The sequence below is a fragment of the Stutzerimonas balearica DSM 6083 genome (assembly GCF_000818015.1).
GTDB classification, from domain to species: domain Bacteria; phylum Pseudomonadota; class Gammaproteobacteria; order Pseudomonadales; family Pseudomonadaceae; genus Stutzerimonas; species Stutzerimonas balearica.
In genome coordinates this window covers 2265075-2288838 of the sequence record NZ_CP007511.1, presented here as the reverse complement: position 1 = coordinate 2288838, position 23764 = coordinate 2265075, and the positions used below count along the sequence as shown (strand labels likewise).

The following is a 23764-nucleotide window of genomic DNA, read 5'->3' as shown; positions in this document are numbered from 1 at the left end:
CTTCGCGGGGCATTGATCGTCGCCACACGGTGGTGACGGTCGCTGCCCGAGTCGCGTCATCCTTCCTGAGTCAGAGCAAGATAGGGATTGTTGGGCGGTATTTCGGCGAATACCAAGGACCCATTTTCGAGGAGGTAGCCATGCAGTCGGCGGGACTTCCTCGGGCCCGTGACTTCACAGGTCCAAATGTTCAGGCCATTTGGGTGCTTGCGGTATAGCTGCAGTTTCTAAAAGCGCGTTTGCACCCACTGCCAATCCGGTTGCTTGTCCTGCCTGACCAGCGCATCCACCTGGGGATGTTCCTACGCATAGCGCTGGAACACGCTGGGACTGACCAGGTAGGCGGTGTCGCTCACCGTATGCACGAGCGCCTTGGCGTCGTTGATGATGAGTCGCCGCGCGGCGACTCCCTGTTGCAGCCACGTCATGAAATGCTCCCCGGATGGTATCGCGACTGTTGGAGTTGATGCAGGTCCAGGCGCAGGGGTAAGTGGCAAGGGAGACGCTGCGGCTGTGGTTGGGGCAGGGACTTTCTCCACTGGATCTTCACCCTTCCCCATGTCGGCCGTGCGATCCAATCCAACCATCGCCAGCATGTCCTCCATGACGTCAGGCACGGGCGGGGCCGCAGTCGGCAAGGCGGTATCGCTGCGAGGGCATTCCCAAGGGGGAGTCTCCAGACCTTCGGGGGTTGGCTGCCCCACGACCGCGGGCGGTGTGCCTGGTGCACTGCCGTTGGTTTCCGCTGGCGTCGTGTCGATCGCCACCGTGCCTGCGAAAAGCGCTGGCCGCTCGCCGGATTCCCAGATCAGCGCGGGCGCGAGGCGCAACAGGGTGAACGAGTAGGACCAGCCGGTCGCACTGGTCACGGTCGCGCGCCAGACCGCCTTGCCGTCTGAGGTGGGCTGGAGCATGCCGTGGTTCTGCAGCACGTTGAAGACGGCGGTGTTGTTCACAGGAATGCCGTCGATCCCCTGAGACAGCAGGTGCGCGCGCAGCTTGTCCGAGACAGTCTTGCTCACCAGCCACAGCCCATCCTCGGTGAGCCAGCCATCGGAGGCTTCCGGCTGATTCAGCTTCAACTGTTCCTTGAGCAGGAAGCGCAGCCCGTCCAGCAGCTTGCGTTGCAGCGCGTGCCTGGGCGCGGCCATGGCGCGCGCGGGATCGCCGCCCAGTTCCTGTGCCACAGAAGCGCGATCAGCCTGCACGACCAGTTCACCCAGCACGCCGGCGTGCTCGTACTGCCCGGCCAAGACGTAGAGCAATGGTGCCCACAGAGACGGATAGAGCTTGTTGATCAGGCTCAGCGCCACGTCGGCACGCCCAGTCTTGCCCTTGGGCTTCGACGAACTTGCGTCGCGCATGCGCCCAGCAGCCCAGGCGTTCGATGCCGTCGCGTGCAGCCACGGCGTTGTAACCGGCGTAGTCGTCGGTCATCAGGTAGCCGCGGTAGCCATCGAGCAGGCGTAGCGGCACCTCCTGCGCGCGGCTGGCTGTGTAGTCGAAAAGGATCACCGGCTTGTCCGGCGGCCCACCGCTTTGCACCCACATCCAGGATTGTGCCGAGGGGTCGCGTCCCGGTTCATGCAGCACCTGCAAGCGCGTTTCGTCGCAGTGCAACACGGGGTAGTCCAGCAGCTTGTCGCGCATCAGGTTGAGCAACGGTTGCAGTTGCTCGCCACTTTGGATCACCCAACGCGCCAGGGGCTGGCGTGGGATGTCGACGCCGTGGCGGCTGCCCCCTAAAGAAGGTTGGCCGTAGAAGAGCACTTGAAGGGCTTCGCGTCCCTCTCTGGAGTGTGCTGTCTTTTGCGTATTCAGCCCCTGGTTTCAGCGTTGTCAAGTGGCAGTTTTGCTATAGGAGCCTTCTTTCCGCGCACGCATCACTGGTAATGCTGTTCGATCACTCGAAGCTTCGGATGATCTGATCGTTATTTGGTCAGATTGCTGTTTTTGACATCGGCAAAGACTGAAATCAGTCAGAAATACAAGGGTGTGCAGCCCTAGATTCTTTCTTGCAGCGCCTTGAAGAAGGCATCGATATTCTCATCGTGGCGTTTGTAGTAGGTCCAGGGGCCGATCCGCTGCGATGTAACCAATTGCGCGCGCTGTAGAGCTGCGAGATAAAGCGATGTCGTTGACTGAGAGAGGCCCGTGCGCTCTTGGATGATACTGACGCACACGCCTACCGTTTCTGGGTCGACTTCCTGCTCGGGAAAGACTGTCCTGGGATCCTTGAGCCAATTGAGGATGGCAAGGCGCGTCGGGTTCGCCAATGCTTTCAGGGCTTCGTTGACGTCAATAGTCATGAATTTTTTGAGACCTGTTTTTTTCGATATCTAGATATCTTCCTGATTCGCGCATCAAATTGGAAGGCTTCGCCATGATCTCTGCGCGCCAGCCCGTCGCAATGACGGGCTGGTTTGGACTGGAATCCTATTGTCCTGTCAGGTAGGACTATCGGGCACCTGTGCGCCGAATTGCGGGACGATATGTTTGCCAAGTTCCTCGATAACCTCTGCTGCGGGGCGTTTACCATACTTGAGGTTCAGGATGACGTGATCTACACCGATTTCCTGAAGTGTATCCAGCAAGGCCCGCAGGTGGTTACGTCCCAGTCGGAATCCTAGATGGATAGGCGAGGGTGGCGTGGATGGGTGTTCGTCCAGGTCGATATACAGCGATTGCAAGAACGGCTTGTAGATAGTGCCACATTGTTTAGCCGTTTCCTGTCGCCAATCTTCCACGATGAGTCGCTGTATTTTTGGCGGACGTGGATAGTTGATCCATCCATGGCTTTCACGCGCGATCCAATCGAGCGACTGGCGACTATGTCCGGTTACGAATAGCGGTATTTCCCGAGTCGTAGGTTTGGGAACGAGATCGGCCCCCAGTAACTCGCCGTGACTCCAGCGAATGGGCTCGAAGTGTGTTCGATGGGCTTGGCGTATCACATTGAGGTTTTCTTGAAAGGTCTCGCCACGCTTTTCTGGATCAACGCTGAATGCGGGAAACTCCACGGGACGATCGCCAGAGGCTACTCCCAGGAGCAAGCGACCTCCGCTCAACTGATCAATGCTCGCTGCGGCCTTTGCCGTGTGCAAGGGATTACGCAAAGTAAGGGCGATGGAGGCGGTGCCTAGTGCGATTTTTGTTGTATGGGCTGCGATGTAGCCCAGATACACCCAAGGGTCGAAAACCTGGCCGACATCACCGAAGCTTGGGTCCCTGAGCGGGACGTCGCGAAACCAGAGCGCCGAAAAACCAAGTGCCTCTGCACGTTTGGCCAGCGCGACCTGATCCAGCATGCGCGGTGTGTCACCCTCGAAAGCCTCCAGGGGAAAGAACAGCCCAAGGCTTAGATGACCCTGCCTGAAGGTCCGTTTGAATCCCCTATGCTCTTGGTAGGGAGTCGTGCTCGGTTGGTACATGCTTAACTTCCTCGGTCAGCAAACGCTGAGCCACGCCCCTGAGTTATGGGGCGTGGCTCTGAGCGTTTAGGATTTGTAAGTCGGGTAGTCGGTGTAGCCCTTATCGGTACCGCCGTACATGCTGCTTGGATCAACTGGGTTAAGCGGCCAGTTGTTGGCGATACGAGCGGGCAGGTCGGGGTTCGCAATGAAGGGACGGCCAAAAGCGATCAGGTCGCCCCAGCCAGCTTTTATCACGCGACTTCCTCGTTCAGCGGTGTACTTGCCGGCATAGATAATCTTGCCGCTGAAGGTCTTACGAACAGCTTCCCGGAACGTCTCAGGCAGCTCGGGTGCGTTTTCCCAATCGGCTTCGGCGAGCGACAGGTAGGCAATGCCCACTTCCTCGAGGATCTTCACTGCCTCGATGTAGGTTTGATGAGGATCATCTTCGACCAGACCAAGGTAGACGCGGTCTTCGTCTGTGGTCGCGAACAGCGGGGCGAAGCGAACGCCAACGCGCTCCTTGCCGACAACACCAGCAACGGCGAGGGTGATTTCGCGCAGGAAGCGAAGACGGTTCTGCAGCGAACCGCCATATTCATCATCACGCTGGTTGGTATGGGCCGAAATGAACTGGTTTACCAGGTACCCGTTCGCGCAGTGAAGCTCCACCCCGTCAAAACCTGCGTCCAAAGCATTTCGGGCTGCTTGGGCGTAGAGCGCAACCAGTTCCTTTACCTCCGCGGTGGACAGAGCTCGTGGGGTCGAAGGGTCGGTCAGTGTACCCGTGCCGGGGCCAGTTTCGATGAACACCTTGACGTTGTCCGCGCGGATGGCTGATGGCGCGATGGGCGCTTCACCACCGGGTTGCAGCGATGTGTGCGACACGCGACCCACATGCCAAAGCTGAGCAAAGATGACCCCCCCTTCGGCGTGAACAGCGTCGGTGACCTTACGCCAGCCTTGTATCTGTTCCGGGCTATGAATGCCGGGTGTCCAGGCATAACCCTGTCCTCGGGGTTCGATCTGTGTGCCCTCGGTCACCATGAAGCCAGCACCGCTGCGCTGACGGTAATACGTGGCCATCAGGTCGTTCGCAATATTGCCGGGTTGGGAGCTGCGTGAACGCGTCAGTGGCGGCAGAACGATACGGTTCTTGAGGGTGTATGGGCCCAGCTGAGTGGTTTTGAAAAGTTCTGATTGTGCCATTTTGGTTACCTGCATATCTAAAATAGTCGATGTCATGGGTCAAAAAATATGGATCAACGAGGTCGGAAGAGTCCGAGCGGTCCAGGTCACGAAGGCGCGCTGTGCGCCCTGCACCGCGCGGGCGACGTCGGCAGCTGTGGCGTTGATAATGTCGAGGGCTTCACCGTATTCGTCCGAAACTCACTGGTTGTCAATAAACAGGCCGTAGCTGCTGTCGGGAAGGTGATTCGGATGGGTATCGCTGGAATCTTTCATGGGACTACCTCCTGGGGTTTCTAGCGCGGTTATCGGTAGGCTATTCTCGATATTCATATATGTCAATATATTAATATTGATGCCGGCACGTACGCATGGTTCCACGCCCTTGCAGCTCACTTCTGGATCAGCTGGGAGCGCGCCGTGCTTCGCGCCAGGGTTGCCTATGCAGCCAGCTCCCTTGATTTTTTCATCAAGGAGGCTGGTTGCATCGACGAACACATCGACCACCCGCACCGGGTTGGTGTCCGCGACGTAGTCATCCAGGCTCTCGGGCAGCAGCGTGCTTTGGCCTCGATGTACTCCCTGGATAAAGCGCTTCATGGGCCGCCCCTGCTGAGTCTGAATCCTTCAAATCACAGCAAGGTCGATGCCAACGTTTTTACACAGCCTGGGCCAATAGCGGACGATTGGCTGGCAGGTATGCATCGCTATGTCCCCAGGCCTTGGGGAAATAGCTTGGGGTTTGAGAAAGCCTGCTTAAGGTGGTCGTACACCAATCGCACCCGCTTCGATACAGGACCCTGCTGCGGGCGGTATATGAACAGATCCCATGGTGCTGGAGCGTGATCAGCCAAAACGGCAACCAGCTTTCCTGACCGCAGATGAGGCTCAGCCAGATAGGCAGGAATTTGGCCAAAGCACATACCTGCCAGGGTAGCTTCCAATTCCGTATCTGGATCATCACAGATAAGCGCTGGCTGCCTGGGCGTAAATGTTTGCCCGTCGGCAAACAGCCAAGGCCAAGGGCGGCCATTTTTCTGGTCGATCAGGACTGAAAGTGGCAGCTGGGCCAAGGCATCCAGAGATCTGGGTGTTGTTTTTTGCTCTATTAGCGCCGGGCTTGCAACAACGTAAAACGGCACGGGAGCTAAGGCCCGTGCGACGTAGCGCCGGTCGCGAATTATACCCACCCTGATACCAATATCGATATGCGCCTCAACGGCATCGGTCATCTGATCTTCCAGGCGGAGATCGAATTGCAGGTCTGGATGTGCTGAGGCCAAGGGCTGAAGAAACGGTATTAAGAAGCGCCTGCCAATAGCATGTGGAGCCGTGATTCCCACCCTCCCTGACAGCTCAGGTTCCATCCTGTGCGACCGGAATAGCGTGTCGAAATGCTCCAGAGCTGATCTGGCATCTTTGGCGTAATCCTGACCGAAAGCAGTGATGCTCACCTGGCGGGTATTACGGTGAAACAGCGATTCGCCAAGCTCCGTTTCCAGGGCTTGAATGGCTCGGGTAACCCCTTGCGGGGAGATACCTAATCGGGTTGCCGCTTCGCGGAAGCTACCTGCCTCTGCTGCTGTGCAAAAAATCCTGACCATCTCCATGCGGTTAAGCATGTTGCCCTCCCATTTATTCCATATTTAGGAATAGCTTAATCCAATCATTTCCATTTATTGAGATCAACCATGGGGCTAAGGTTTGCGCACTGCCAGGTTAACCAACCATGGCGAAGTACAAACCCGCCGATGAGGTTCTCAACATGAGCAATAACATTTCTGGAAAAGTTGTCGTTATCACCGGCGCCAGCAGTGGCTTGGGTGAAGCGACTGCACGCCACCTTGCTGCGCTTGGCGCGCGCGTAGTGCTGGCCGCACGCCGCAAAGATAAACTCGACGCATTGGTGACTGAGCTGACCAATGCAGGTGGTCAGGCAATCGCGTATCAGACCGATGTCACCTCTCAGGAAGAGGTCAAAACGCTCATTCAAGGTGCCGTGGACACCTACGGGCGCATTGATGTACTGGTCAACAATGCCGGGCTGATGGCGATTGCACCGCTCAGTGATGGTCGCACTGACGAGTGGGATCGCATGATCGACATCAACATCAAGGGGCTGCTGTACGGAGTCGCGGCTGCATTGCCGGTCTTCCAGAAACAAAACAGTGGCCACTTCATCAACATCGCATCGGTTGCAGGCCTGAAGGTGTTTAGCCCAGGTGGCACCGTGTACAGCGGCACCAAGTTTGCTGTGCGGGCTATCTCCGAAGGACTGCGTCACGAAGTCGGTGGCAGCATCCGCACCACGACTATCGAACCGGGCGCCGTGGACTCCGAACTGAAATTCGGCAGCACCCACCAACAGAGCCGCGATTTCGTGGTGGACTTCTACAAGCATGCAATTCCCGCCGAATCGGTCGCTCGAGCTATCGCCTTCGCAATTGAGCAGCCTGCTGACGTGGATATTAACGAGATCGTTCTGCGCCCAACCGTGCAGGAATTCTAATGAGTTGAGGGCCTGTCTCTTCGGCGTCAGGCCCCGCTTATCTGGAGTGAAAAGCGGTGAGTGCCACATGGCCCGGAAGAAAAGAAGCAAGCGCTCGATGCAGGTGCTGAATGCCCTGCAATTCTTCAGCAGCTTGCAGCTGTTCGTGGGGCTGACAACGGATTGATGGCAACGGTTATGGAGGGCTATCTACGGGAAGAGTTTCCCAGTAGCGAAATCAGGAGCGATTCGCAGAACAAGTCCATTGACGAGACCATCTCCATCGTCCGCTCCTACCTGCGGTAGAGGCACCAGGGTGCCCTCGGTGAGGGAAAATTTAGTTAGCTAGTAAAGGAAGCGACATCATGAAATCACGTGCAGCAGTTGCCTTCGGGCCTGGAAAGCCACTGGAAATCGTCGAGATCGACGTCGAGCCGCCGCGCAAGGGCGAGGTGCTTGTCAGGATCACGAATACCGGCGTTTGCCATACCGACGCCTTCACCCTGTCGGGCGAGGACCCGGAAGGCGTGTTCCCGGCGGTGCTGGGTCATGAGGGCGCCGGCATCGTGGTCGAGGTCGGCGAGGGCGTGACCTCGGTCAAGCCGGGTGACCACGTGATCCCGCTGTACACCGCCGAGTGCGGTGAGTGCCTGTTCTGCAAGAGCGGCAAGACCAACCTGTGCGTGGCGGTGCGCGCCACCCAGGGCAAGGGCGTGATGCCCGATGGCACCACCCGCTTCAGCTACAACGGCCAGCCGATCTACCACTACATGGGCTGCTCGACCTTCAGCGAATACACGGTGGTGGCCGAAGTCTCGCTGGCCAAGATCAACCCGGACGCCAATCCCGAGCATGTCTGCCTGCTGGGTTGCGGTGTGACCACCGGCATCGGCGCTGTTCACAACACGGCCAAGGTTCAGCCGGGTGACTCTGTGGCCATCTTCGGCCTCGGCGGCATCGGGCTCGCTGCGATTCAGGGGGCACGCCAGGCCAAGGCAGGTCGCATCATCGCCATCGACACCAATCCAGCGAAGTTCGAGCTGGCTCGTACCTTCGGCGCGACCGAATGCCTCAACCCGAAGGACTTCGACAAGCCGATTCACGAGGTTCTCATCGAGATGACCGGTTGGGGTGTCGATCACACCTTCGAGTGCATCGGCAACGTCAACGTGATGCGCTCGGCACTGGAAGCAGCACATCGTGGCTGGGGCCAGTCGATCGTCATCGGCGTGGCTGGTGCAGGCAAGGAAATTTCGACGCGCCCGTTCCAGTTGATCACCGGTCGCACCTGGAAGGGCTCGGCTTTCGGCGGGGTCAAGGGCCGCACTCAACTTCCCGGCATGGTGGAGGACGCAATGAAAGGCGAGATCGATCTCGCCCCGTTCGTCACCCACACCATGGGCCTCGACGACATCAACAAGGCCTTCGACCTGATGCATGAAGGCAAGTCGATTCGCACGGTGATCCACTACTGACCGCCCACTACCCATTCAACGCCAACCACCAAGGAAATTAATCATGTCCACTCCTGTCATTTCTGGCGATGGCATCTTTTCGCACATCTTTATCGGCGCTGCCGACCTTCAGAAGTCGGTCGCGTTCTACGACGCCGCTCTGGGTGCTCTTGGCATCAAGAACCTCGGTCCTTTCAACAACGGATGGGTACTTTTCGGTCGCGAAAAGCCGGCTTTCATCATCGCCCGCCCGGGCAATGGTGAAGCGCCTTCCAGTAACGGCGTGACGATCGGCTTTGCGGCCGCCACTCCCGCTGAAGTGGATGCCTTCCACGCCGCCGGCCTTGCCGCAGGCGGCACTGACGAGGGCCAACCTGGCGCACGTGGTCACCTGCCGGGTGCCTATGCGGCCTACCTGCGTGATCCGGCGGGCAACAAGGTCTGCTCGTACACCTTCGTCTGAAAGCAAGGAAGCTGAGAGCGTTCTGACAGGGTCAGCACAAGCCTCTATTATACGGCGAGCCTGTTAGACGGACGTTGTTCGATGAGATCCTCCAGCAAATGACCGAATTCAAAATCGACCTGATTGAATCTTGGCTCGACGATCAGCCATTGGCCGGAGGCGCAGGAGAGAGGATCGTTGAGTTGCGGGCTATTCCGGTCAAGAACAGGGCCGCTCTACTGGCCCAAACTGCGCCTCATGCGAATATTCGGGCGACTGGCCATGGCTGGTGCATTGCCACAGAGCGCGGATGCGGAGGTGCGGGCTTATACGAGGCGACACGGTGCCCTGGGTGCAAGCATTCGGTGATTGATGAGACATTCGCCGGCACTTGGCATGCTATCTACTCGCAACAGCGGGAGTTGATGAAAATTGAGGATGCAGGCCCAGCAGTAAGACAGCGCGCCGAGCGTGATTTGAAGGTCGCGCTCGATGTTATCAACAGCCTAGGCCTATCCCCTGATGACGACGAGCAAGAAGGGGCTGTGAATGGCTAAGCAAGCGACGGAGCCTCGCTCCACTGGGCGATCTCGGCCAAAGACAGCCGATGCACTCGACAAGGTCATCGATGGCATGGTCGAGGGCAACCAAAAGCTCAGCATCTCCTCAGTTGCCAGGGCCGCAGGAGTCACGCCGGGTCTTATCCATAATACCTACCCTGCGGTGGCGGAACGTATTCGCAACCTTATGGGCAAGTCGGTGCGCGCCCAGCGTGACTCCAAGCATCAAGCACTGATGAAGGAGAAAGAACTGAACAAGGCGCTCCGGGGGGAGAACAGCCTGCTTCTTGAGGAGCTAGCCAGGCTCGCGTCGGTGAACCAGCGCCTCATGATTGAGCTGGCCCAGTTGGATGGCGTTGCCCAAGGTAAGGTAGTTACGCTTGCACCGAAGCCTGGGGCTAAGTAGCCCCAGGGGCTTATTTCACCATCCATAGCTGATCGATCCGGGTTGTATAGCTGGGGCTCGCTTCATGTTCCACTTCGGGGTAACAGGCAACGGCCTGGCCGCAGGGTTCCACGGCCCCATTTCGAGTTGACTTGATCCATCACCTGCATGACCGTAAGCGGGCGGCGGCAATCATGAGCTTGATCCAGTCGGTGCGGATGAATGGGCATGAACCGTATGCCTACTTGAAAGATGTGCGCACGCGGTTGCCGACGCAGCGGGCGAGTGAGATCGAGCAGCTGCTGCCGCATCGGTGGGGCCTGCCTAACCCATGCTAGGTGAGTTGGGCAGACGCTTAACAGTGCGGAATAGGATGCTCCCCCGTGGAGTGGACGTGAGGGCTTAGCGAGGCGGTATGCCCATGTGTTGCTGATGCTGCATCATCTGATCCATCATCATCTGCTGCATGCCCATGTACCTATCCATCATGTATTGATGCTGCTTCATCTGCTCAGGCGTCATCTGGGAGTAGTGACTGCCCATTTGGCCCCAGCCCATCATATGGCCGCCCATCATGCCGCCCCCGCAACACCCCATCATCCCGTTACCCTGCATCCCATTCATCATCTGCATGCCTTGTTGCATCATGGCTTGGTGCTCTTGCATCAGCTTCTGGCGCTGAGCGGGGTCGGTGGACTTCTGAATTTGGCTCATTTGCTCCTGCATTTTTTTGAGATTTTCTTGTGCCTTTGCCATCTCTTGGTCGAATTGCTCAACGCTTATCGGTTGCTGTTGGGCCGATTTAGCAGCGGTTGAGTCCTGCTGCGCGGAGGCTAATGCGGGGAAAAGCGCTGCCGCCAAAGCGACGGCGGCGAGTTGGGATGCTTTCATCTTCTGCTCCTTGTAGCTGGTGATTGATCGAGGGTGAATCACTACTTTCCAATATAGACCTCAATTTTGGGCATAGCCTGACTGGGATCAATGGTTGACCCTGTACCTGCTACAGGGTGTATTCAGGCTGCCTACTTGTTAGGAGGTGAACGGGATGAGTGGTGACAAAGCTTGTGGTTGTGCGAATAGCGTTGCGCCGTCGAATGAGGTGTCCACCCCAAGCAATGGGGCTGCGTGGGTCAGTGAGTTTTCTGTACCCAAGATGGACTGTCCCTCTGAAGAGCGCATGATTCGCTTGGCTTTGGAGGGGCTGGAAGGTATCGAGTCGTTATCCTTCGATCTCAGTCAACGGCGCGTTCACGTCTATCACTCGGGGGCGATAGATCTGCACGCTAACAAGCTCGATTCCTTGGGCCTTGGCTCGACCCTGATAGGTACGCGGGCTTGCGCACCAAGCGAGGTCGCGGAGAGAGGGCAGGCTGACGCCCAGGAGGCTCTAGACGAGTCCAGAGTGCTTAAAGCCTTGCTGGGTATCAACGCTCTTATGTTTGTAGCCGAGCTGGTTCTTGGGGTTATTGCTGAGTCCACAGGGTTGATTGCGGATTCGCTGGATATGTTCGCCGATGCCGCTGTTTATGGCCTTGCCTTCTATGCCGCTGGACGGAGCAAGGGTCTACAGCTTAAGGCCGCACATCTGTCGGGCTTTCTACAAATAGCGCTCGCGTTAGGCGTTTTACTGGAAGTTGTGCGCAGATTTATTTTCGGCAGCGAACCCGAGTCATTGCTGATGATGGGGGTTGGCCTGGTCGCCCTTGTGGCCAATGTTGGCTGTTTGCTCTTGATATCAAAACACCGGAATGGTGGCGCTCACATGCGAGCAAGCTGGATATTCTCAGCAAACGATGTATTGGCCAACCTAGGGGTTATTGTTGCTGGCTTACTGGTGATGCTTACGGGTTCGCCTTATCCCGACCTTGCCATTGGTTTTGCTGTCGGGCTGCTTGTCCTCAACGGTGGTCGGCGAATTCTTGCCATGAAGGCTTGATGATCATGCTCAAACCTCCGCCCATTAAGCAACGTGGAGGTTTAACCGGGAGGAAATTAATCTTTCTTTTTTCGATCTACCTAAAGGACGTGCTCACGCGCTTGCCAACCCGGAAAGCCAGCTGTTGCTGCACAGCTGGGCTCCCCGGCAAGGCGTGATGCCCCGTTCGCCTAGCTAGATGTATGCGTCCGGCTGATTTCTGCACGTCGGCACGAGGGTGCCCACTTACCGTGAGCAAACGCTCTTTTCTGCCACCTCAATCAGATCGGCCTTGCCAGCTTGCGGGCGACTGTACGCATGACCTGCTGGGATGACGATGGTTACGTTGGCGTTCGAACAGTGGTCGTGAAGGGTTTCAAGAGGCCTCGAAAAATTGAAAAATTGTTAGTCTGGTAAAATGCTTATAAAACAGTATGTTACAATCTACTAACTGTTAGAGTCATTCAGATACAATGACGGCTGCGTGATCGCGCGCTCGGCCGAGGCAAAGCAGCTCGGTATCAAAATGGGCGTGCCGTATTTTCAGATCCGGCGCGACCTGGAGCGTTGGGGCGTTGTGGTGTTTTCCAGCAATTACGCGCTGTACGGCGACATGAGCGAGCGCGTCATGACGGTCATCAAGAGCCTGGTGCCTGCGGTTGAGGTGTACTCAATCGACGAGTCGTTTGCCGACCTTACCGGTGTGCCAGACGTCGAAGTGCTCGGCAGGCGGATCCGCGCTGAGGTACTGCGCAGCACAGGTATCCCGGTCGGGGTGGGCATTGGGGGGACCAAGACGCTCGCCAAGCTAGCGAACCATTCAGCGAAGCGCTGGCAGAAGCAGACGGGTGGGGTAGTGGACCTTCGCGACCCGGTGCGGCGCGACAAGGTGCTGCGCGTGACTGACGTCGGCGATGTATGGGGTGTCGGCCGCCGTATGACCGAGCAGCTGAACAGGTTGGGCATACGTACTGCGTGGGATCTAGCCAGCGCGGATGCCTGGAGCCTGCGCAAAAAATTCAGCGTGGTCATCGAGAAAACCGCACGCGAACTGCGCGGGACGCCGTGCCTCGATCTGGAGGACGTCGCGCCACCCAAACAGGAAATCTGCTGCTCGCGGATGTTCGGCAAGCGCTTGCGCGAGCTGGAGCCAATTAAGGAGGCAGTGGCGGCATACGCTGCCAGGGCCAGCGAGAAGCTGAGGGCCCAGCAGTCACTGTGCAAGCGTGTCCGAATCAGCATCCGGACCGGCATGTTCAATCCCGACGAGCCTAAGTTTGCGAAAGGCGTGGTGTGTGAGCTGCCGTATCCAACCGACGACACTCGATACATCACCCGAGCGGCGATCGCCGGTTTGGAGCACATCTATCGCGAGGGATTTTCGTTCAGCAAGGCCGAGGTCCTGCTGATGGACCTGTGCCAGCGTGGCGAGTACACCGACGATCTATTCGCCCAAACCCAGCCCGCTGCGTCGGAGCGCGTTATGGGCGTGCTCGATGCAATCAACGCCAAGTGGGGTCGCAACACCCTCCGGCCCGGCCGCGTAACCACCGCGCCAGACTGGGGCATGCGACGGGAGATGATGAGCCAGAGTTTCACGACTAGGCTGGATCAGTTGTGGGTGGTGCGGTGCAACTAGGCAAGGATTTTCCCCTAAATCGGTGTCCGGGATCAGTAGGCCATTACAGTTCAAATGGAATGAAGGTCAAGGTAACGTGCAGTTTGGGCTGTAGTCCGGAGCTGCAGTGACCATTGCCCCGGTGCCGGGGTTAGCCGAGGCCGCCCAGTGAGGCGGGGTGGGAAGAATTTTGCTGTAGCTTTTATTACTAAAGGCAGTCTTTTTTAGCAAGAAATAGTCCGACTTTGTTATTGGGAGAGTATTGCTTTGAGTGAGGGGGCTAGGGATATTTCCAGGTTAAGTGTTCTCAAACACCCATGTCCTGAATTCCGGGGTATGAGCAGCTCAAGTCCCACCCGTATTGCAATGCGTCGGATTTTTTGCAGAACACCATTAAATTCATGAAGTTGAAGGTTGGCATACTTCAAATTCGGGCATCAAGAGGGCTCTGGCATGGATGAAATTGATAGTCTGACCCGAGACAAAATTCGGGAATGGCAGATTCGTCGTTTGGATATCAAGGAGCAGATGCATTTAAATCCCTCGAAAACTCTGGAGCTTTCGAGGGTGCTGGATCTCATGGACGAAGAACATGCCGAACTACTTAGTGGGTCGAAGAACAGTCAGGTTGAAGGTGCAAATCAGCGAGAAGAAATTTATTTTCGAGCAGCAGCGGCCGCATCTTTATCGCCCTCTACCTCAGAAAAGTTTGATCTGCAGCTGCATCTAGCTGCAAAAAGTGCTGCCGATCTGGGCAGGCTCCTTGAAATGGCAGTCTGCGAATTGCAGTATTGCATCGAGATGAAGGGCACAGAGCTAGCGAGTGAGCATAATAACTATCTAGGAGGGATGTCAGGAACTTTGGGTAGCTATGAGTTCGTGCTTGATGTCAAGGGTAAGGGCAGTAATGAGTGACTCACATGAGAGGTGGAAGGAAGTCGAAAGTCTGGCTGAGCATGTAATGGATCTGCTCGATAAATGTGAGGTCAAGTGGCGCAGGTATGGGCTCATATATGTAGATCACCAGCCAGTAAATATTACGACCGTCAATATTCTTCTTGTTGAACTGAGTAAACGTCTTGGTGTGCCAAGGTCACTGATTCGCTCTAGGTTGATCGATTTGGGGTGGCTCAACGATACCCGCTATGGCTCTGCCCGAGACGATTTTCTACGTGTAGCAGTCAATCTATGCCCTCCTGCAACAGAAATTTCAGAGGTCGATTGGTTCGAAATAGACGACGAATCGGGAGTAACTGATGATGAATATGAAAAGGATTGATCAAATGATGAGCCCTTTCTTAATTGTGAGATAGTATGCATCCTGAGCACTTTGATTTATCCAGCCCCCTTTTCTTGCCTGTTGCAAGTGAAACTTGCGCAAGTTTATTAGGCTCTAAAGATGCAAACGGGCTAGCTACTTTGTCGGATGCTGAATTGGCCGCGATTTTGGTTGTTCAGCACTTGTCGGTTGCAGAGAAAAAAGAGCTGACGCCGAGTTCGATTGAAAGGAACTTGAGCAAGCTTATCGCTTGGGCGGTTGGTACTCAGCATTCAGATGCTAGAGGGTTGCTTTCAGAGGCGCAGCGGCTGTTTGATCCAAGAAGGTTACGCTCCGGTGGTCAGGTTGCCAAGAGTTTAAACTTACGCTTTCTAAGCTCTGATGAGGTCGCAGCGCGGGATTATTTGCTACCCAATGGAAGATGGGATTTCGAATTTAGGGGGCGTCACTATAAACGTATCAATCCATTCAGTGAACAGATGATTACGCCACGGCATCGCGAGCGTTGGTTAAGCCCTGCGCAGGATAAGTTGGTAAGGACTTTCCGTGCCAATCTGGATGAGGACCTCCATGTTCAAGGTTACGCGGGTATCGGTAAGAGCCACCTATTAGGCACCTTGATGGAGTGCTTGCGTCCAGGCGGGGCGTTATTGTTGGCGCACACATCCGGAAAGTTGGAGGCCCTTCGTAAGCGTATTGGAGACGTTCACGGCAGTAAAGCCGGATTGACCTTCATCGAATTCGCACAGCTCTTGCTGAATGATCCCAAGCCCAAGCCCGTGAACGAACTTCCTAAGTTTCTTAGTAAGCGGGCATTGTCACAAGAACTGAACATCATTGGCGTCCGTGACTATGACACACAATCGACGCTAAACATTTGCCTTAAAGTGCTCAAGAACTATTGTCGGTCTAGAGACTATACCCTGTCGACAAAGCACTTGCCTTATTTTAACCAGCCTTTGTCTAGCATGGACGCTAGGGTGGTTCTTGAGTATTCGAGCCAGCTATGGGGCTACCTTGAGTCAAACCCTGCCTGGTACGGTCTGGTTGAACTCGACGCATTGTTAATGATAAAGCGTGCAAGCTTATCAGGCTGTGTGGTTCCGGCTCGGTACTCGCACGTACTCATTGACGAAAGTCAGGACCTTCCTGCTTCCCTTATGCAGATCATTGAGCGAGGTCGCCAGGTATTGATAACGCTCGGGGATGAATATCAACAAGCTGGGGGCGCTTTTGTAAGCAGAGGGCGCGGGGTCCGGCGAAGTGAGATCGCCTACTCTGTTCGATCTGGCCGTAACGTCGAAAGTTTGGTGAATCCTCTAATCTACCGTCACTCTAGTAAGGGCAAAACTCCCTTTGAGGGTGCTAGCAATACTGATATCGCTGTTAAGTATTATCCTCAAGGATTTTTGCCGCCTGAGGGTTGTGTGGTATTGGCTGCATCCCGCTGGGACATGATGAAGTGGATTATCCAGATGGATGCTGCAGGGCGCGCGTTAATCCCCAGTACTGAAGCGCAGAAAGACCTCAAAAGGTTCATGGCCACTGCCATCGCATTGTTCAAGCCAGATTTCTACAGTGTTGAGCAGATACCGGATGGACCGCATTTGGACTTTAGTGAGTTTTCAAGCTGGCAGCAGGTTTGTGATGCCAACCGGTACGATGAGTCATTTTTATGGGTGGAGGCAGAGCTAGAGAAAGGCTTCAATGTTGCCGATATGAATCAGCTGAAAGGGATGCTTGGTCAATCCGGCAATAGTTGTATGGTTATGATGGCTGAACAGGCTGGAGGGATGGAGTTCGACGTAGTTTTGTTGACGCCGCAGCTACTCACTGTCAATAAGTTCAGGGATGTGAATGAGTTCGACCAACGAATCTGTGCTGTGTACATTGCGATATCTCGCGCCAAGTTTAAACTGTACGTTCCTTATGATGTGGCTGAATGGATCGCTCATCACGACTCCCAAAAATTCCGGGAGTTTAGCGGTTACTGACTTCATATTAAATCTCGGCCGGATATTTAGAGGAGAAATCCGCATTGCATTTCTTCTCAGTAACCGTCAGGTCCTAGAAGGCTCCCATGTCTGTCGCACAAGCCACCTCAAACCGAGTCAAGCGAATGAAGAAGGGCACGCTTTTCGTACGCAAGGCCTTCGCTGAAGTAGGTTCGCGTGCAGCGGTCGATGAAGCGCTTTTCAGGCTGGTGCAGTCAGGTTGTCTGAAGCGTGTAGCCCGCGGTGTCTATGTACCCGGCCGTTCGTTGGATGTACCGGAAATGAATCCGCATCGTCGCGTTTATGCTGCAGTTTGCTGCGGCCGGTATGTGCAGTATACAGCACAGATTTTTTCGTCGAATTCATCCAAATCATACCGCGCTCGGCAAGGTAGCCATTACGCAGCGAGAGGCTTGAGCGCTGCTGGTCGATCACAGCATTAGGGAAACTCTGAAGAAGACTTCCCAAGTCTGGTGAAGTACGCCGGTCCCGTTGCCTGAGTTTTTCGGTGAAGCAGATGACTTTTGCTGACGCCGAGTACGCCGGCAAGCGCAAGCAGACCCGCAAGGAGTTGTTCCTGATTGAGATGGGTCAGGTGGTGCCGTGGAAGGGTTTGGTTGCCCTGATCGAGCCTCAATACCCCAAGGGTGAAAGGCGTACCCGTTGATGGCGATGCTGCGCGTGCATCTGATGCAGAACTGGTTCGGCTAAGCGATCCGGCGATGGAGGAAGCGCTCTATGAGACGACTATATTGCGCCAGTTCGGCGGGCTGAGCCTGAAACGCATCCCCGACCAAACCACCATCCTAAACTTCCGTCGGCTGCTGGAGAGCCACGAGTTAGCGGCTGGGATCCTGGCGGTGATCAATGGCTATCTCGGTGACCGGGGTCTGTCGCTGCGCCAGGGCACCATCGTCGATGCCATGCTGATCCATGCGCCGAGTTCGACCAAGAACCGAGACGGCAAGCGCGACCCGGAAATGCACCAGACCAAGAAGGGCAACCAGTATTGTGTGTCACGAACACAGGTCAGATGACCTGTGCTGCTGTGCCGAAGATGGAAGTAGGCCTTCCGAAGTCGGCTTGCAGGAGCGGACTTCAAACCACCCGGTGCTGCTGCATCCAAAAGGTGTGGTGGTGAGCGACCGAGGAAAAGTCATCCCTGAGGATGGCAGGTGAGTATGGAGAAGATGAGCGAAAGCAAACCGTCCGATGACGCATCGTTATGCCCAAGGTGCTGCCGAAACTGAGGTGGAGTACTGGCTTCAGGACAAGTCGGGGCGTTACCTGCTTACGGACCCGATGGCAGCCGGTGTATAGGCGGCATGATCTTCATACAGGCTTTGGTACGGAACGTGAGAACCTTGTTCCAGATGCGAAGGAAAATGACAAATGGCCAACACCATGAGGAAGAATACCGATGCTGGAACGAGGGGCGGAGCTTCCCGTAGTAGCGATGAAGCCTCTGTAATGGAGGTGGAGCGAAGGGGCGGCGTTATCCGGCCGACGAGCGTTGCCAACCTCCGGGGATGAGTGGCGTGAGCTCGGCGAAACCTTATGACATAGCGAAACGCACGGTATGGGACGCCTACCAGCAGGTCAGGGCCAACCGCGGTGCTGCCGGCATCGACGATGAAACCATCGCCGATTTCGAGCGGGATCTGTCTAAGAATCTCTACAAGCTGTGGAATCGGATGTCGTCGGGGTCGTACTTCCCGCCTCCGGTCAAGCAAGTAGAAATTCCCAAGGCATCGGGAGGCACGCGCAAGCTGGGAGTGCCCACGGTTGGTGATCGTGTCGCGCAAACCGTGGTCAAGCTTCTCATCGAGCCGGAGCTGGACTCGATCTTCCACTCGGACTCCTATGGGTACCGGCCGGGACGATCAGCGAAGCAGGCGGTGGCGATCACGCGTGAGCGCTGCTGGCGATACGACTGGGTGGTGGAGTTTGATATCAAGGCAGCCTTCGATCAGATCAATCATGGGTTGCTGATGAAGGCGGTGCGCCTGCACATCAAGGAGGACTGGATACTTCTGTACATCGAGCGGTGGCTGGTTGCGCCGTTCGAAACGGATGACGGCATGCGCGTCCCACGCGAACGCGGCACCCCGCAAGGTGGAGTGCTCAGTCCCCTCCTGATGAATCTGTTCATGCACTATGCCTTCGACACCTGGATGCAACGTACCAGCCCCAACTGCCCGTTTGCCCGCTACGCCGATGATGCGGTGGTGCACTGCCGCAGTCGAAAGCAAGCGGAGTACGTGATGCGCTCCATTGCTTCACGGCTGGCTGCCTGTGGCTTGACGATGCACCCGGAGAAATCGAAAGTCGTGTACTGCAAGGACAGTAACCGTCGCGCAGGTTATCCGCATGTGAGCTTTACCTTCCTCGGCTTCACCTTTAGGCCGAGGAAGGCGCTCAGCAAACAAGACCAGCTCTTCACGAGCTTCCTTCCGGGAGCGAGTGCGGATGCCTTAAAGCGGATGCGGCAAGCGGTACGCAGGTGGCGACTCAATCGCCAAACCCACGTGACGCTGGTCGACGTGGCTCGGCTCTACAATCCAGTGATACAGGGGTGGTGGCAATACTATGGCTCGTTCTATCGGACAGCCATGCTTGGCATCTTCCAGCACATTGACCGCGCGCTTGAACGCTGGGCCCGACGAAAATACAAGGCCCTTCATAGGCGCAAGCGGCGCATTAGCCAATGGCTGGACAAGATGCGGACTGTGGTACCCCGGCTGTTTCATCACTGGCGAGTGACCGGGCAGCAAGGTTGGATAACGGGAGCCGTATGACGCGAGAGTGTCACGTACGGTTCTGCGAGCGGCTGCGGGGGCAGTTCCCGCGGCCGACTCACCACTTCGGTATGAAGCTCACATCAGTGTCGATGAAGAGTCGGGTCTGGTGCACAGCGTGGTGATGACCGCCGCCAATGTCGCGTACATCACTCAGGTCGACAAACTGCTGCACGGCGACAAGAACGTCGTCTGCGCCGATGCGGCTACACCGGAGTCGAGAAGCGCTCCGAACATACTGACCGAGATGTGATCTGGCAGGCCGCGGCACGCGCAGTACGTACAAGAATGCGGGCAGGAACAGCCCGCTCTACAAAGCCAAGCGTAAGATCGAAACGCCATGGCGCAGGTGCGGGCCAAGGTCGAACATCTATTTCGGGTGATCAAGCGCCAGTTCAGCTACACCCTAGAGTACGGCTGATCACTAAGTGTACCTGTAGGTACACTTGGTGTACTTACGTGCGGCCGAGTCCATAGAATCGGAAATAGCGGTCGTCGCGGTGATTCGGAGTGTACCTAGAAGTACACTTAGTGACATTAATAAGCTAACCGAGCTCAAGCTATGTTATCTGCAGTCCCGGGAGCGGCTAAATAGCGAATATTGCGAATAACTCCGACTTGCCTAGCCGTATAATTACTTATACTTGCCGCGTCTCAAGCCACGCATGTGTCGTGGCGCGCTTGCTAGCTGGGCAAGGGAAATAAACAGCTTCTCAACACACCGGCTGAGGCCGGTACCTACCGAAATCTCAAGAAAAATGGGGCTCTGCCTCCCGCCTAATGCTGGATTCAACCAGCGCTCGCCTAACAAAACTGCCTTACACCCTGTCAGCCAGCTTCTACGCCTGATCCTATGATCAACAGGCTAGGACTGGGCGCCGTTTAAATGATGTTTAAAAAAAGTAACGGCTTATGAAAAACGCCCCAAAGCCCCGTCATCAGGGGGCTCCAGTAAATTCTTGTCGCGTGAAATCGCGTGACGGAGACCTCTTAACGCTTAAAAAAAGTTGATCCGCGGAGTGGGATGCGTGCTCTCAGAGGAGAGCGCAGCGAGCCTGGCCAGCGCCTATAGGAGACAACATGGCAATTTTAAATCCAGGGTTTGCGACCCCCTTACCAACCGTCGCTCGCTCACGTTCGCCTCGTACGTTACGAGCGCGAGTAAAACTCACCGTGCAGTTCGGCCATGAGCGAAAAAAAAAGGGGTGCCAGTTGGCTCAGGCCTGAACTGTGCGGCGGCACCCCCTTTCGATTTGACGATTTGAGAGAGAGGACAGAGTGGGTCGTAACGTCGGAGTGGGTACACGCGATATGGCATCGGCAGGTCGAATTCTGCTCGATCGGGAGCGCGAGAAAGGTCACATCTCATTTTCAACCGCTGCATCGGTGGATATGGCGTGGAGGCAATTTGCCGATATTGCGCGAGCCAAGGGTGTTCGCCGCCTCGAACATGTGACGGAGGATTTGCTAATGCGCTACGGCGCGGAGCTCGCCCAGCAAGTGGCGCGCCATGAATGCACGGCCGGGTATGCGCAGCGCCTAATCAGTGCGGTTAACAGCGTCATGAGACTGGCCAATCCTAAATGGAGACGAGTCAACGCTGTGCATGATTGTGGAGTACCAAAACGCACCGCGGTACGCAAAGAACCACCGTCGGGAATGGACGCCCAGTTAGTCGACGCGGCCATACAGAGTCTGCGCCTCAGTGATCAGGCGGAGGGTTCTACCCCATTTCCACGGACGGTTTTGAAAAGGCTGAAAACTTCAAATCTTGCCGGGCGACTCTACGACGCATTCGTGGGTTATGAAACCGCTCGATGTAGTCGAATAAATCCGCCCGAGCTTCGTCACGTGTTCGATACGACTGATGGGAAACGCGCTCCCTTTTCAGCTGACCGAAGAAACCCTCACAAGCAGCGTTGTCGCCGCAATGACCGACGGCACTCATGCTGCAGACCAGCGTGTTGCGATTCAGAAAGCGCTGGTAGTCAGCACTGGTGAATTGGCTGCCGCGATCCGAATGCAGGATCACTGACCAGTGACCCTGGCGCTGCCAGACCGCCATCTCCACTGCTCGAATCACCATCTGCCGATCCTGTCGGTGATGCATCGACCAACCGATCACCAGCTTGCTGTACAAGTCGAGCACCACGCATAGGAAGAGTTTGCCTTCCAGCGTGGCTATCTCCGTGATGTCCGTGACCCACTTGCGCTCCGGTTCCGGCGCGCTGAAGTCGCGCTCCAGCAGGTTTTTCACGCCTGCTGGACGACCGCTGGCGGCTCTTCCAAAGCCACGTCGTTTCCGGCGTGGCCAGCCTTGAATCCGCTCAGCCGCCATCAGGCGAGCAACGCGATTCAGGCTGACGGTTTCGCCCTCGTCGCGCAGATCCTCGTGCATGCGTGGCGCTCCGATCACACCACGGCTGTCTTCGTGAATCTCCCGAATGCGCCTCACCAGGCGCGCATTCTCTTGAGCACGTGAGCTTGGATCGCGATCCTGCCAGGCGTAGTAGCCACTGGCAGAAACCTTCAGGCAACGGCACATCAGTCGTACCGGGTACTCGTTGCGGCAGCGCTGGATCACCGTGTACCGCTCGATGACTCCTTGGCAAAGTACGCTGCCGCGTCTCTTAAAAAATCACGTTCCTTGGTGACCCAGGCCAACTCGCGCTTGAGGCGGGCAAGCTCCTCATCCCGCGGGCTTCCCGTTCCAGGGAAGGCTTTCTCAGTGCCTGGTTGCGCCTCCCGCACCCAGCGTGTGAGCAGGTTGGGGGCAACGCCAATCTCCAGGGCTACCTGCCGGCAGCTCGCCCCTGAACGACGAACCAGCTCGATGGCTTCCCGCTTGAATTCGGGGCTGTATTTCTTGCGCTTCATGAACACTCCTTCAGCTCGACATGAGCTTACTCGAAAGTGTCCGTACTAACGGGGTAGAACCCCGGCCGCAGCTGCAGTAGTGAAGTTGTGCTGGGCGCTCGGCTTGCGCATACAAGAAGCTGCATTGCTAAACGCCAAGAAAGCGATGTCCCAGGCTCAATCAGATGGTTGCATTGAGGTCCGATATGGCACGAAAGGCGGCCGCAAACGCGTGTTGAGGATCCTGCACGCACATCAGTTGGAGGCCCTGGAGGCTGCTGCCGCCATACAGGCGCAGGGCATCTCGATCATACCGTCGGACCTCGACTGGAAGATGTTCCGGACGTCTGTTCTGGACCGAGCACGAATAACATTGAAAGCGCACGGCATTGTTAGATTTCACGATCTACGTGCCGCATATGCGTGCCGGCGGTACCAAGAGCTGACTGGTTATCCCGCGCCGGTGCTGACCGGCCGCATCGTTGAAAGGGAGGCTGATCGGGTTGCCAGGGCCGAGATTGCATTGGAGTTGGGCCATAACCGGATCAGCGTCGTCGCTGCGTATGTTGGAGGTCTGGCATGAGTCGGCTAGTTGGCCAGATTGACGAGTTGACCAGGGGATATGGACGCAAGGGAGGAAAGCGGAACCGGGCGCAACAGAGGGCTCGAATGGCCGCCTTCGGCGTGTTCTGTGAGTCGCTGGGAGTCACCCATCTCGGGCAGGTAGGCGCCAGGCATGTGATTCGCTACTGGAAATCCTCAGTGATGCAACGCTACTCCGATCGTACGCGCATGGGTCACTACTACGCTTTGGAAGTGCTGTGGAGATGCGCAGGCAAACCTGAGAAACCACCAAGGCCGTTTCCCCTGGCAACTACGGTTGAATGAGCAGCTGCGACTGTCCGATCTCGACGGAGAATGAAAACCAGGCATTCCAGATAGAGCTGAAAATCTCGTCAATATCAGCGCAAGGAGCCGATTGAGTGTCTGGTTTTTTTTTGCTTCCCATCTGCTCAATAATTTTACCTGTATAAGTAAACACTCTGGATGTGTCTAGGCGTGCTACATATCCTTGGCGCGAGTAGCTAATCGGCTAGGCCACCTCAAGTAGCAAGGAACGAGGGACCTGCATTTTCGAAGATACGCGTCGGCCTGGTCTGTACGGGCACGGACCCGGTATTGAATAGCGACGAACTGACCGTGCTGCCGAAAAACACCGTGCATAGCTTTACCCATCGCTGGCCAGTGGATAAGGTGACGAGGATCACAGCATGGCAAGCCACGGTATCCCAGGGACGGTTCACCTCTGTACTTCTGATTACAAAATACGCGCGCTACAGACCCGCTTTCGGATTCCCCGAGCCTCTTCAGCCA

The 23764-nt window shown here is 56.2% G+C and carries 20 protein-coding genes and 6 pseudogenes; 17 read left to right on the top strand and 9 right to left on the bottom strand.

What is annotated here, in order from left to right; all coding sequences use genetic code 11:
- Positions 1-56: 56 nt before the first annotated feature.
- The 6 genes and pseudogenes from CL52_RS10370 to CL52_RS10335 all read right to left on the bottom strand — a co-directional run.
- A pseudogene (locus CL52_RS10370) lies at positions 57-1737 on the bottom strand (TraI domain-containing protein); the annotation flags it as partial.
- Between the two features lie 266 nt (positions 1738-2003).
- A complete protein-coding gene (locus CL52_RS10365; RefSeq protein ID WP_012464920.1) occupies positions 2004-2309 on the bottom strand; it encodes an ArsR/SmtB family transcription factor in 306 nt (101 codons plus the stop codon).
- A gap of 138 nt (positions 2310-2447) precedes the next feature.
- Positions 2448-3431 carry an LLM class oxidoreductase gene (locus CL52_RS20680; protein WP_041014695.1) on the bottom strand — a complete coding sequence of 328 codons (984 nt, stop codon included), beginning with the start codon at positions 3429-3431 and terminating at the stop codon, positions 2448-2450.
- 66 nt (positions 3432-3497) lie between these two features.
- On the bottom strand, positions 3498-4622 hold the full coding sequence (locus CL52_RS10345) for an alkene reductase (RefSeq protein WP_043220369.1): 1125 nt from the start codon (positions 4620-4622) through the stop codon (positions 3498-3500).
- A gap of 180 nt (positions 4623-4802) precedes the next feature.
- A complete protein-coding gene (locus CL52_RS21620; RefSeq protein ID WP_013970884.1) occupies positions 4803-5201 on the bottom strand; it encodes a hypothetical protein in 399 nt (132 codons plus the stop codon).
- A 107-nt stretch (positions 5202-5308) separates the two neighbouring features.
- A complete protein-coding gene (locus CL52_RS10335; RefSeq protein ID WP_043220366.1) occupies positions 5309-6223 on the bottom strand; it encodes a LysR family transcriptional regulator in 915 nt (304 codons plus the stop codon).
- A 143-nt stretch (positions 6224-6366) separates the two neighbouring features.
- On the opposite strand from CL52_RS10335, the gene CL52_RS10330 reads away from it, so the two are divergent.
- From CL52_RS10330 to CL52_RS10305, 6 genes are all read left to right on the top strand, one after another.
- On the top strand, positions 6367-7110 hold the full coding sequence (locus tag CL52_RS10330) for an SDR family oxidoreductase (RefSeq protein WP_025297885.1): 744 nt from the start codon (positions 6367-6369) through the stop codon (positions 7108-7110).
- A gap of 60 nt (positions 7111-7170) precedes the next feature.
- Entirely contained in the window at positions 7171-7395 is a 225-nt protein-coding gene (locus CL52_RS10325; protein ID WP_025297886.1) for a metal-sensing transcriptional repressor, read from the top strand.
- A gap of 59 nt (positions 7396-7454) precedes the next feature.
- Positions 7455-8564: an S-(hydroxymethyl)glutathione dehydrogenase/class III alcohol dehydrogenase gene (locus CL52_RS10320; RefSeq protein WP_003291553.1), complete on the top strand. Its 1110-nt coding sequence runs from the start codon at positions 7455-7457 to the stop codon at positions 8562-8564.
- A gap of 43 nt (positions 8565-8607) precedes the next feature.
- Positions 8608-9006 carry a VOC family protein gene (locus CL52_RS10315; protein ID WP_017514589.1) on the top strand — a complete coding sequence of 133 codons (399 nt, stop codon included), beginning with the start codon at positions 8608-8610 and terminating at the stop codon, positions 9004-9006.
- A gap of 98 nt (positions 9007-9104) precedes the next feature.
- Complete coding sequence (locus CL52_RS10310) at positions 9105-9542, top strand: integrase (protein WP_235366368.1); 438 nt, start codon at positions 9105-9107, stop codon at positions 9540-9542.
- Positions 9535-9951 carry a hypothetical protein gene (locus CL52_RS10305; protein WP_009400469.1) on the top strand — a complete coding sequence of 139 codons (417 nt, stop codon included), beginning with the start codon at positions 9535-9537 and terminating at the stop codon, positions 9949-9951. The genes CL52_RS10310 and CL52_RS10305 overlap by 8 nt, the downstream gene beginning before the upstream one ends.
- A gap of 62 nt (positions 9952-10013) precedes the next feature.
- Here CL52_RS10305 and CL52_RS21695 read toward each other — a convergent pair whose 3' ends face one another.
- A complete protein-coding gene (locus CL52_RS21695; protein WP_332262307.1) occupies positions 10014-10091 on the bottom strand; it encodes a hypothetical protein in 78 nt (25 codons plus the stop codon).
- Between the two features lie 3 nt (positions 10092-10094).
- Here CL52_RS21695 and CL52_RS20675 point away from each other — a divergent pair.
- A pseudogene (locus CL52_RS20675) lies at positions 10095-10268 on the top strand (transposase domain-containing protein); the annotation flags it as partial.
- 64 nt (positions 10269-10332) lie between these two features.
- On the opposite strand, the gene CL52_RS10300 reads toward CL52_RS20675, so the two are convergent.
- Positions 10333-10821: a hypothetical protein gene (locus CL52_RS10300; RefSeq protein ID WP_009400465.1), complete on the bottom strand. Its 489-nt coding sequence runs from the start codon at positions 10819-10821 to the stop codon at positions 10333-10335.
- A 154-nt stretch (positions 10822-10975) separates the two neighbouring features.
- On the opposite strand from CL52_RS10300, the gene CL52_RS10295 reads away from it, so the two are divergent.
- The 9 genes and pseudogenes from CL52_RS10295 to CL52_RS20665 form a co-directional block, all read left to right on the top strand.
- A complete protein-coding gene (locus tag CL52_RS10295) occupies positions 10976-11866 on the top strand; it encodes a cation efflux transmembrane domain-containing protein (protein WP_037060584.1) in 891 nt (296 codons plus the stop codon).
- 451 nt (positions 11867-12317) lie between these two features.
- Positions 12318-13484: pseudogene (gene umuC / locus CL52_RS10290) on the top strand (translesion error-prone DNA polymerase V subunit UmuC); the annotation flags it as partial.
- 432 nt (positions 13485-13916) lie between these two features.
- Positions 13917-14378, top strand: coding sequence for a hypothetical protein (locus tag CL52_RS10285; RefSeq protein WP_003291562.1), 462 nt, complete (start codon positions 13917-13919; stop codon positions 14376-14378).
- A gap of 46 nt (positions 14379-14424) precedes the next feature.
- Positions 14425-14742: a hypothetical protein gene (locus tag CL52_RS21075; protein WP_143008638.1), complete on the top strand. Its 318-nt coding sequence runs from the start codon at positions 14425-14427 to the stop codon at positions 14740-14742.
- A 35-nt stretch (positions 14743-14777) separates the two neighbouring features.
- Positions 14778-16736 carry a hypothetical protein gene (locus CL52_RS10280; protein ID WP_043220355.1) on the top strand — a complete coding sequence of 653 codons (1959 nt, stop codon included), beginning with the start codon at positions 14778-14780 and terminating at the stop codon, positions 16734-16736.
- 86 nt (positions 16737-16822) lie between these two features.
- Positions 16823-17179 carry a DUF6088 family protein gene (locus tag CL52_RS21450; RefSeq protein WP_074519875.1) on the top strand — a complete coding sequence of 119 codons (357 nt, stop codon included), beginning with the start codon at positions 16823-16825 and terminating at the stop codon, positions 17177-17179.
- 65 nt (positions 17180-17244) lie between these two features.
- Positions 17245-17746: pseudogene (locus CL52_RS10275) on the top strand (IS5 family transposase); the annotation flags it as partial.
- Between the two features lie 519 nt (positions 17747-18265).
- On the top strand, positions 18266-19534 hold the full coding sequence (gene ltrA, locus CL52_RS10270; RefSeq protein ID WP_010562502.1) for a group II intron reverse transcriptase/maturase: 1269 nt from the start codon (positions 18266-18268) through the stop codon (positions 19532-19534).
- 73 nt (positions 19535-19607) lie between these two features.
- Positions 19608-19937 (top strand): annotated as a pseudogene (locus CL52_RS20665) (transposase); the annotation flags it as partial.
- 1320 nt (positions 19938-21257) lie between these two features.
- On the opposite strand, the gene CL52_RS10265 reads toward CL52_RS20665, so the two are convergent.
- A protein-coding gene (locus tag CL52_RS10265) for an IS3 family transposase (RefSeq protein ID WP_144385186.1) occupies positions 21258-22411 on the bottom strand; the annotation gives its coding sequence in 2 pieces (ribosomal slippage) (positions 21258-22165 and positions 22165-22411; 1155 coding nt in all).
- A gap of 76 nt (positions 22412-22487) precedes the next feature.
- Here CL52_RS10265 and CL52_RS10255 point away from each other — a divergent pair.
- Positions 22488-22973: pseudogene (locus tag CL52_RS10255) on the top strand (integrase domain-containing protein); the annotation flags it as partial.
- Positions 22974-23764 lie beyond the last annotated feature (791 nt).